Genomic DNA, 8,432 nt, shown 5'->3' on the forward strand with positions numbered 1-8,432 from the left:
GTGTACTCGTGATTTACTGCTGGGCACTCGCCGCAGCGCGGGCAGCCGGCTTGAGTGCCGCCTCGATTACCTCAAAATCATTGTCCGTGAGCGCATCGGACACAAACCACGTCTCGAATGCTGACGGCGGAACATAGACGCCGCCCTCCAACAAAGCGTGGAAGAACGGCGCGAAGCGCCACGTCTCGGCCGCCTGCATGTCCGCAAAATTGCGGCCCTGGCCCTCAGCGAAGCGAATGGAGAACATCGACTCTGCTCGCTGGATGTGGTGCGCCACGCCAGCGGCATCAAGTGCTGCCGTGATCAGGCCAGTCAGGCGGTCAGCATTAGCCTTCAGACGCGGGTAAAGCTCCTCGGTGGCAAGCTCCAGCGACGCCAGGCCAGAAGCCATCGCGACCGGGTTACCGGAGAGCGTTCCCGCCTGATAAACGGGGCCCGACGGCGCCAGGTGCGCCATCACGTCAGCGCGGCCACCGAAGGCAGCCGCCGGCAAGCCACCGGAGACCACCTTGCCAAAGGTCACCAGGTCACCAGCCACGCCGTCCACGCCGAACCAGCCCTTGTGAGAGGTACGGAAACCCGTCATGACCTCATCGAGGATGAGTAGGGCGCCATCGGCGTGCGCGATCTCTTTGAGCGCCGCGTTGAAGCCCTCCTCAGGAGCCACAGTGCCCATGTTTCCGGCGGCTGCCTCAGCGATGATGCAGGCAATCTCGCCTGGGTGTGCGGCGAAGGCCTGGCGCACAGCGTCGAGGTCGTTGTATGGGACGACGATGGTGTCCGCTGCCGACGCCCCCGTCACACCCGGGGAGTCGGGCAGCGCAAAGGTTGCAACGCCGGAGCCAGCCGACGCCAACAGTGCATCCACGTGGCCGTGGTAGCAGCCCTCAAACTTGAGGACCTTCGCGCGGCCAGTAAAACCGCGGGCGAGGCGCACCGCAGACATCGTGGCCTCTGTGCCGGAGTTGACGAGGCGAACCTGCTCCACGGCGGTGCGCTCGACAATGTGCTCTGCCAGAAGGGTCTCACCCTCCGTGGGAGCGCCGAAGGAGAGGCCGTCGGCGGCCGCCTTCTGCACGGCCTCCACGATGGCTGGGTGAGCGTTGCCGTGGATCATCGGACCGTAGGAGCTGACCAGATCCACGTACTCATTGCCATCAATATCCCACAGTCGGGAGCCTTTGCCGCGAGCGATAACACGGGCCTGGCCGCCGACGGATCCGAAAGCGCGGACCGGAGAATTCACGCCACCCGGGGTGACCTTCGTAGCGCGGTCAAACCACTGGGCGGACTTGTTCGTATTCTGCTGGCTAGAGATAGGCATACCCCACATTGTATCGGTTTTAGCCCTATACAAAAGTTTGAGTCCCTCCCTATGCCTCTCCCCCTGCCCCTCGGGCTTTGCCCTGCAGCTTTGCCGCAAGACCGCTATGCTGGCAACACAACCGCATTTTTATGGTCTGTCCTCATGCGCGGGGGTGCGCTGGGACGGGCCACGTTACCAAGGGGGAACTCCTATGGCACCACGCCACACTCTTGTCATTCTTGCTTGCCTTCCGCTCGCATCCTGTGCTGCTACTCAGGCAGAAACCACAACACCTCTCCACCCCACTTCGACGAAACTCCACGCACCAGATGCCAGCACCGCACCATCGTCCTGGCAGCCCACCGCCGCACCACAGCCGGTCTCCCGTTTGGGCAAAACTACTTCCCTGGCCCCTAGCGCACCAGAAAAAGACGCACCTCAGCAAGTACCAGACCAGCCGCTAGCACCAACGCCAACACCAGCTCCGCCTATCCAGGTGGAAACTGTCACAGTCCACGCACCGGCACCACGCCCAGTCCAGCCGCCACACCAGCCCAAGCCCAAACCTAAGCCAGAGTTCCCCAAGCCCCCACGCGTGCCCACGTATATACCCATCCCGCAAGAAGTCGAGGACGGCTTGGACCAGCTGCCCGAACTTCCGCCCCTGCCCAAGGCGGAAGACATCTATATTGATGTGCCCTTCTAAAAGTCAGATGCCACATACGTTTCGATCAAATAGTGGCAGAAAACTGCCCATCTTCGGGCCCCTATTTGATCGAAACGTCACCAGTCCTCATGGCCTCACGCCCTCTAGGGGTAGACCCTGATCTACTTCCGATATTCACCCTGAGTTGACTGACAACCTACATGCACGAGAGTTAATCTATACCCGGTTTACATTCACAGCTTTTCTGACAAGGCAAGGGATTCATGAACAAGAAAGCTCTCGGCATCACAGCAGGCGCCCTCGCGGCTGTTCTCCTCGCAGGCGGCGGTGGGTACTACGCACTCACCAGTGGTTCCTCAGATATCCAGCTAACCTCGGCCGACATCACCACGGCGGCCAAAGAGGATCTCATCAGCTCGGTATCCGCAACCGGCACGGTAGCTGCTGAACGCGAGCTTTCCCTGACGACTTCACTCACTGGACCTATCCAGTCCCTTGAGGCAAAAGTCGGTGACCGCGTCGATGCACAGCAACTTCTAGGCCGAATGGACACCACCGACACCGAGCGCGAGCTCGAGGCCCAGCGCACTGCGCAGGAGGCAGGAAAGCTAGAGTCCGTCCATCAGATTGAGGACGCCCAGCTGCAACTGCGCCAACTTCAAGAATCCCTCGACCAAGGTCTTAATCCAGAGGTCAACAGCGCACAGTCTGCAGTCAACTCCGCTCAGAGTGAGTACACCGAAGCGCAGAAGAAACTCGATGAAGCCCTCGCTACCAAGGGAGATCGCCCCGAGGTTGCGGAAGCCCGCGCCGCCGTCGACCAAGCCCGCAACGGAGTGCGCGACGCCGAGTCCAAGTCCTTCCAAGCAGCGCTTGCTTCCATCGGCACCGCCACCGAAGACGTCTCTGGTGTGCAGACCGCCAGTGCCATCCTGAGCTACCTCGATTCCGATGAGGCGGTGTCGGATGCCGAACGCCAGCTCAAAGACACCGAGGATTCCTACAACCGCGTCCTCCGCGGCATCGACCGCGAGCTCGGCGAACAGCAGCGCGCTACTGCCGCCTCTTACCAGGCTGTTTCTGATGCCGAACGTGCGCTCCAGGCCAGCAACTTGGCCATCGAGCAACAAATCTCCGCCCAGTCCCAAGCGGTGAACCATGCGGTGGAAAGTGCGGCGTCGGCAAGCGCAAACAGCGCCAAGGAGAACGGCCCACTCGAGTACACCCTGTCCCAGGCAGACCTGCGCTCCCCGCTAGCGGGCGTCATCACTGCCGTCAATGGCCAGGCTGGCATGCCTGCCGAAGGCCCCATCCTCACCGTGGCTGATGATTCCACACTCCTGGTGAAATCCACGGTCAAGGAAGGCGATATCGCCAACATCAAGGTCGGCGACGAGGTCACGTTCACCACACCGTCGAGCCCGGGCAAGGAATACAAAGGCAAGGTCACCTTCATCTCCCCCACGGCTGAGCAGCCTATGTCCGCCGAATCCGGCTCGGGTTCCGGTGGCGGTTCTGGCTCCTCCAAGCCCGAATTCCCCGTGGACATCCGCGTCGAGGGCAACCGCGAAGGCCTCCGCCTAGGCTCCACCACCAAGGCCAAGATCATCACGGAACAGAACAAGAACGCCATCACCGTACCGCTGTCCGCCATTTTCGAGGACAACGGAAAGAAGTCCGTGCTCGTCGTTGAAGACGGAGAAATCCACGCCCGTACGGTCACCGTGTCCACCGAGTCCGCTTTCGCCGCCGCGATTGCCTCCGGTGTCAAGGAGGGCGATACCGTCATCACCCAAGCCGAAATGTACAAGGACATGGTTGGTCAAGCAGCCTCCGTCTCCGGCGCGGATGAGAACGCATGAGCCGCCTCATTGAGATGCGGGGCATTGTCAAACGCTTCAACGAGGGCCTCGATAGCGAGCTGACCGTCATCCCTGGCCTGGACTTTTCCGTGGACGAGGGCGAGTTCGTGGCTGTGGTAGGCCAGTCTGGTTCCGGCAAGTCCACGCTCATGAACATCATCGGCTTGCTCGATCGCCCCACTGCCGGCGAGTACCACCTGGCTGGCGTTGATGCGCTGGCGCTTGGCGACGACAAACTAGCCACCTTCCGCGGCCAAAAAATCGGGTTCATCTTCCAGAACTTCAATCTCATCGGCCGCATGTCCGCGCTGAAGAACGTGGAGATGCCCATGGTTTATGCAGGTGTTTCGGCCCATGAGCGCACCCAGCGCGCGGAAGAGCTTTTGGAGATGGTCGGCATGGCAGACCGCATGAACCACCTGCCCAACGAGCTCTCCGGCGGTCAAAAGCAGCGCGTGGCTGTGGCTCGCGCCTTGGCTAACCAGCCGGAGATTCTCTTGGCGGACGAGCCCACCGGCGCACTGGATTCGCAGACCGGCCGCATGGTCATGGATCTCTTCCACGAACTGCACCGCACGCACGGAAAGACAATCTTGTTCATTACCCACAACCCGGAGTTGGCTGATGAATGCAGCCGCACCGTCACGATGAAGGACGGGGTGTTGTCATGAATTTCGCTGAGTCCACCAAGATGGCGCTGACGAGCCTTCGCACCAACAAGATGCGCTCGGCGCTGACGCTGTTGGGCGTCATCATCGGCATTGCCGCCGTCATCGCCATCGTCACGCTGGGCCATTCACTGCAGACCTCTGTGCAGAATGACCTTGACAAGGTCGGCGCCAACAACTTTTCCGTCCAGGTGACAGAACGCCCTGAGGAGGGCGAGGAAGAAGAAGCTCAAGATACCTTCATGGGCGGTGGTCCCATCGACGATGAGAGTTCCCTCATCACCCCGGACATGCTCGACAGCATCAAGGACTCCATGGGGGATCAAATCACCGGCATCATCATCGGCGAGTACAACTCCTTCTCTGGGACAATGCTGGCCGATAGCGACGACCAGAATGAAAAATCTTCCAATCTGCTTCTTCGCCCCACCAACCCTGACTACGTCACCGCCTCACAATTCTCCATCGTGGCGGGCCGCTCGCTGAGCAACGATGACATCGACTCTTCTCGCCCCGCCACCATGATCACGGCAGAGACTGCCTCTGAGCTCTTCGGTAGCCCAGAGGCCGCCGTGGGCCAGTACGTCACCTTCGAGGACGGGGAGAACACCACGCTGGACTTGGCAGTCATCGGCGTCTACGAGGAACCACAAACTGGCCCCCTCATCGGAACAGGACCAAGCCAGACCGCCCTCGTGCCTTACACACTGGAATCTGAGTTATCTGACTACCCCGGCGCCGGCGAGGGGTTCTCCCAGGTCTCCATCAGCGGTAACCCCGATCTGGACAAAGCCACGGTGGCCAGCAACCTGCAGCGCGTCTTCGATAGCTACTATGCCGACAATCCTGACTACAAGGTTGAGGTAACAGACTTCAGTGAAGATCTCGCCTCCCTCAACCAGATCTTCACCACAATGAGCTTGGTTCTTGCGGCTATCGGCGGCATTTCGCTGCTCGTCGGCGGCATCGGCGTGATGAACATTATGCTCATCACGGTCACGGAACGTACCCGCGAAATCGGTATCCGCAAGGCCCTCGGCGCGCGCCGCCGCGATATTCGCATGCAGTTCATCACGGAGGCCGTCGTGGTCTGCCTCATCGGTGGTCTCATCGGCATTGCCATCGGCACCGCCGCTGGCATGGCGGGCGCCGCAGCCATTGGCGCACTCGTCCTCCCACCACTGTGGGCGGTCATCATGTCGATGCTATTCTCGCTCTCCATCGGACTCTTCTTTGGCTACTATCCCGCTGGAAAGGCCGCGAAGCTCGATCCGATCGAGGCGCTGCGCTACGAATGATCCCTCTTCTCCTCCCGACTTATCAGGTATTCTGAAGCCCAAAAGTTCGGGGGGACTCCATATTGGATAAGCGGTGCGTTTTTGAGTTCTTCGCACCTCAATCCCCTCTTGCCGATATTTCCACTATCAAGAGGCGTTTATGAAACTCATACAGCAAGAACTAGGCCTGAAGCGCTAAAGCAATTCCCAGCGAAATAAAAGATGGCCCCAGCATCGCTGGGGCCAGAGCCTATTTGCCTTACGGCTTGATATCCAGAAGTCTACTATGCAAGCCCATAAACGTCCACTCACCGATCTATCGATTCTCCTTCGTCGTGTGAAACGACGACGCCTCCTAATGCACCACCTTCAGGCCCACGATCCCGCCAATGATCATGGCGAGGAACAGCACCTTCCATACTGTTGCCGCCTCATGCCCTGCCGCAAAGGAATAGATGACGGTAACCACCGCACCCACGCCGGCCCACACCGCATAAGCGGTGCCCACGGGGATGGACTTCATGGCCCAGCCCAGCCCGTCCATGGAAATGGCGCAGGCAACGACAAAAATCACCGAGGGCCACAACCGGCTAAAGCCCTCCGACTTATCCGGGGCCCGCATGAATCGCGGCGAGCCTGCCCACAATGATGGCACACTGGGCGTCATGAAGATTGCATTCCTGGGAACTGGCCGCATGGGTACCGAGCTCGCCCGACACCTCCTCGACCATCATGAGCTCACCGTGTGGAACCGCACCGCGGAGCGCGCACAGCCGCTCGTCGACGCCGGCGCTTCACTCGCTGATTCCCCCACCGCCGCCGTGGAGGGCGCAGAGGTCATCATCACCTCGCTCTTTGGCCCGGATGACATCCGTGAACGTGTCATCGACACGGACCTCATCCCCGAGGGCGTGACATGGATTGACACCACGACTGTCTCCCCCAATTCCGCCCGCGAGTTCGCCGCTGCGGTGGACACTTATGTCCACGCACCCGTCGTCGGCTCGCTCGGCCCGGCGCGTGAGGGAAAACTCGGTGCCTACGTAGGCACGCCTGACGACGACCGCCGCGAGCTCGCCATGACCATTGCCGAGCCCTGGGCTGACGAGAACAAGCTCATCGGCGTGGAGTCTGCCGCCACCGCGGCAATCGGCAAGCTCCTAGCCAACCTAGCCCTCGCCGTCACCGCCGAGGGTCTGCTCGAGGCGCTCCACCTTGGTGAGGCGGAAGGCCTCGATTCCGAGGTCATCCTCGAAATGCTCGACATCACCGGCCTGGCCTTCATGAAGAACATGAAGGGTCCATTCATCACCGGCGAGCGTAACACCACTCCGGGCGACTTCACCGTCGATGCCCTGTGCAAAGACGCCAAGCTCATGGAGATGACCGCCAACAAGCCGCTGCCTGCCGTCACCGCCGCCATTCAGCGCTTTGAGGAGCAGCAAGCCATGGGCCACGGTGACCAGGACTTCTCCTCCATCTTCGTCTTCCGCAATAAGGGATAACCTGCCGTATCGGAGTTGACCTCGCAGGCACCTACAGTTACGGACAAGGTGATCCGATCATCTATCTCACGACATTCTGTTAACACTGCTGTGGAGATTTTCGAGTTATCGCGCAACGTCTACCTTAAAGTTCTTAGTCCGTTCAAGGGGAGATAGGGAGTGAAGGTTGCGTTAATCGAAGACCTGGTGGGGAAAGATATCGTTGCGACCCATAAGGTCTTTTAGTCGCTACAGCAGTAAGAAAAACCTGCTAGCGGAGATACCGCCAGCAGGTTTGAGGATTAGTCTGCCTCAAAAGCCACCAAGAAGGGGTTATCGGCGCACAGACTTTTTATTCTTACGGGCCCACATGAATGATCCAATGCCGACGAAAGGGGTACTTGCAAGAAGAAGATAGAAAAGGATTGTCATAGCACTCCTTAGTTACATACCTTACTATCAGCCCATGCTTCCAGAGCCGCAAAACTTCCGGAGGCACCGGCCGCGTAGCCTAGTTGCTCGGCGGTCATTTCCACACCAGCAATGACGGCTACTTCTCCTGGTCCGAGAGCTGCTGCCAAAGCAAAGAGGGCAACTGACCCCATGCCGAACAAGACTGTAGCTACCGATGTTGCACAAATAGAGCGTTCTTCGTCGGCCGGAGATGCGACTATCAATCGGCCAGATTGCTTTGTGACAGAAATACCTTCGCGCAGGCGAAGACTTTCCCCGTCTTTCAATGACGAGAAATCACTGGTTCGTGGCTGAGTGACAATGGGGGAACCCTGTGGTGATGTGGTTGCTGCGGTGGCGGTAGGTGCGACAGTAACACAAGCGGCCATGATAACGGCCATGATCTTATTGCGAGAAAACATGATGCTCCTGAAAAGGATAGCGGCGAAACAATGGGTGAACATGGCATAGCGTAGGCGATTACCGTGGCGAACCCCAGACCTAAAGGCATGTTTTTGTCTTGTGGTAATAAAGAGTTCACTTTCTTGTCAGATGCGAGTTTTTGGTACCGGTGTTCTGGGGACTCGGTTCTGGGGACTCGGTACTGTCGTGTTCCGGGTAGTTGGTACCGGGCCGAGGGGTGCGTCGGCCCGGTCCGTTTGTCTTAGTCGTCTGGGGTGGTGGGTGCGGTGGCTTTGCGCATGTCGAAGTCTCC

The 8,432-nt window shown here is 59.5% G+C and carries 8 protein-coding genes; 5 read left to right on the forward strand and 3 right to left on the reverse strand.

What is annotated here, in order from left to right:
• Nucleotides 1–13: 13 nt before the first annotated feature.
• Nucleotides 14–1,333 (reverse strand): glutamate-1-semialdehyde 2,1-aminomutase, encoded by a 1,320-nt coding sequence (hemL, locus tag HMPREF3149_RS08925; RefSeq protein ID WP_210385437.1) that lies wholly within the window; start codon nucleotides 1,331–1,333, stop codon nucleotides 14–16.
• A gap of 184 nt (nucleotides 1,334–1,517) precedes the next feature.
• Here hemL and HMPREF3149_RS13095 point away from each other — a divergent pair, with 184 nt between their 5' ends.
• The 4 genes from HMPREF3149_RS13095 (at nucleotide 1,518) to HMPREF3149_RS08940 (ending at nucleotide 5,801) form a co-directional block, all read left to right on the forward strand.
• On the forward strand, nucleotides 1,518–2,012 hold the full coding sequence (locus HMPREF3149_RS13095) for a hypothetical protein (RefSeq protein WP_083280822.1): 495 nt from the start codon (nucleotides 1,518–1,520) through the stop codon (nucleotides 2,010–2,012).
• Nucleotides 2,013–2,236: 224 nt separating this feature from the next.
• Nucleotides 2,237–3,835: an efflux RND transporter periplasmic adaptor subunit gene (locus HMPREF3149_RS08930; protein WP_070537513.1), complete on the forward strand. Its 1,599-nt coding sequence runs from the start codon at nucleotides 2,237–2,239 to the stop codon at nucleotides 3,833–3,835.
• Nucleotides 3,832–4,506, forward strand: coding sequence for an ABC transporter ATP-binding protein (locus tag HMPREF3149_RS08935; RefSeq protein ID WP_070537515.1), 675 nt, complete (start codon nucleotides 3,832–3,834; stop codon nucleotides 4,504–4,506). Before HMPREF3149_RS08930 ends, HMPREF3149_RS08935 begins: the two co-directional genes overlap by 4 nt.
• Nucleotides 4,503–5,801: an ABC transporter permease gene (locus HMPREF3149_RS08940; RefSeq protein ID WP_070537516.1), complete on the forward strand. Its 1,299-nt coding sequence runs from the start codon at nucleotides 4,503–4,505 to the stop codon at nucleotides 5,799–5,801. Before HMPREF3149_RS08935 ends, HMPREF3149_RS08940 begins: the two co-directional genes overlap by 4 nt.
• Before the next feature lie 334 nt (nucleotides 5,802–6,135).
• Here the strand turns inward: HMPREF3149_RS08940 and HMPREF3149_RS08945 are convergent, their stop codons facing one another.
• The gene (locus tag HMPREF3149_RS08945) at nucleotides 6,136–6,402 is read right to left on the reverse strand and encodes a DMT family transporter (RefSeq protein ID WP_236684003.1); all 267 of its coding nucleotides are present in this window, start codon (nucleotides 6,400–6,402) and stop codon (nucleotides 6,136–6,138) included.
• A 43-nt stretch (nucleotides 6,403–6,445) separates the two neighbouring features.
• Between HMPREF3149_RS08945 and HMPREF3149_RS08950 the strand changes: the two genes are divergently transcribed.
• Nucleotides 6,446–7,285 carry an NAD(P)-dependent oxidoreductase gene (locus tag HMPREF3149_RS08950; protein ID WP_070537520.1) on the forward strand — a complete coding sequence of 280 codons (840 nt, stop codon included), beginning with the start codon at nucleotides 6,446–6,448 and terminating at the stop codon, nucleotides 7,283–7,285.
• A gap of 419 nt (nucleotides 7,286–7,704) precedes the next feature.
• On the opposite strand, the gene HMPREF3149_RS13400 is transcribed toward HMPREF3149_RS08950, so the two are convergent.
• Entirely contained in the window at nucleotides 7,705–8,139 is a 435-nt protein-coding gene (locus tag HMPREF3149_RS13400; RefSeq protein WP_141741486.1) for a hypothetical protein, read from the reverse strand.
• Nucleotides 8,140–8,432: the final 293 nt, after the last annotated feature.

This window comes from Corynebacterium sp. HMSC05E07 (assembly GCF_001807225.1).
Lineage (GTDB): Bacteria > Actinomycetota > Actinomycetes > Mycobacteriales > Mycobacteriaceae > Corynebacterium > Corynebacterium singulare.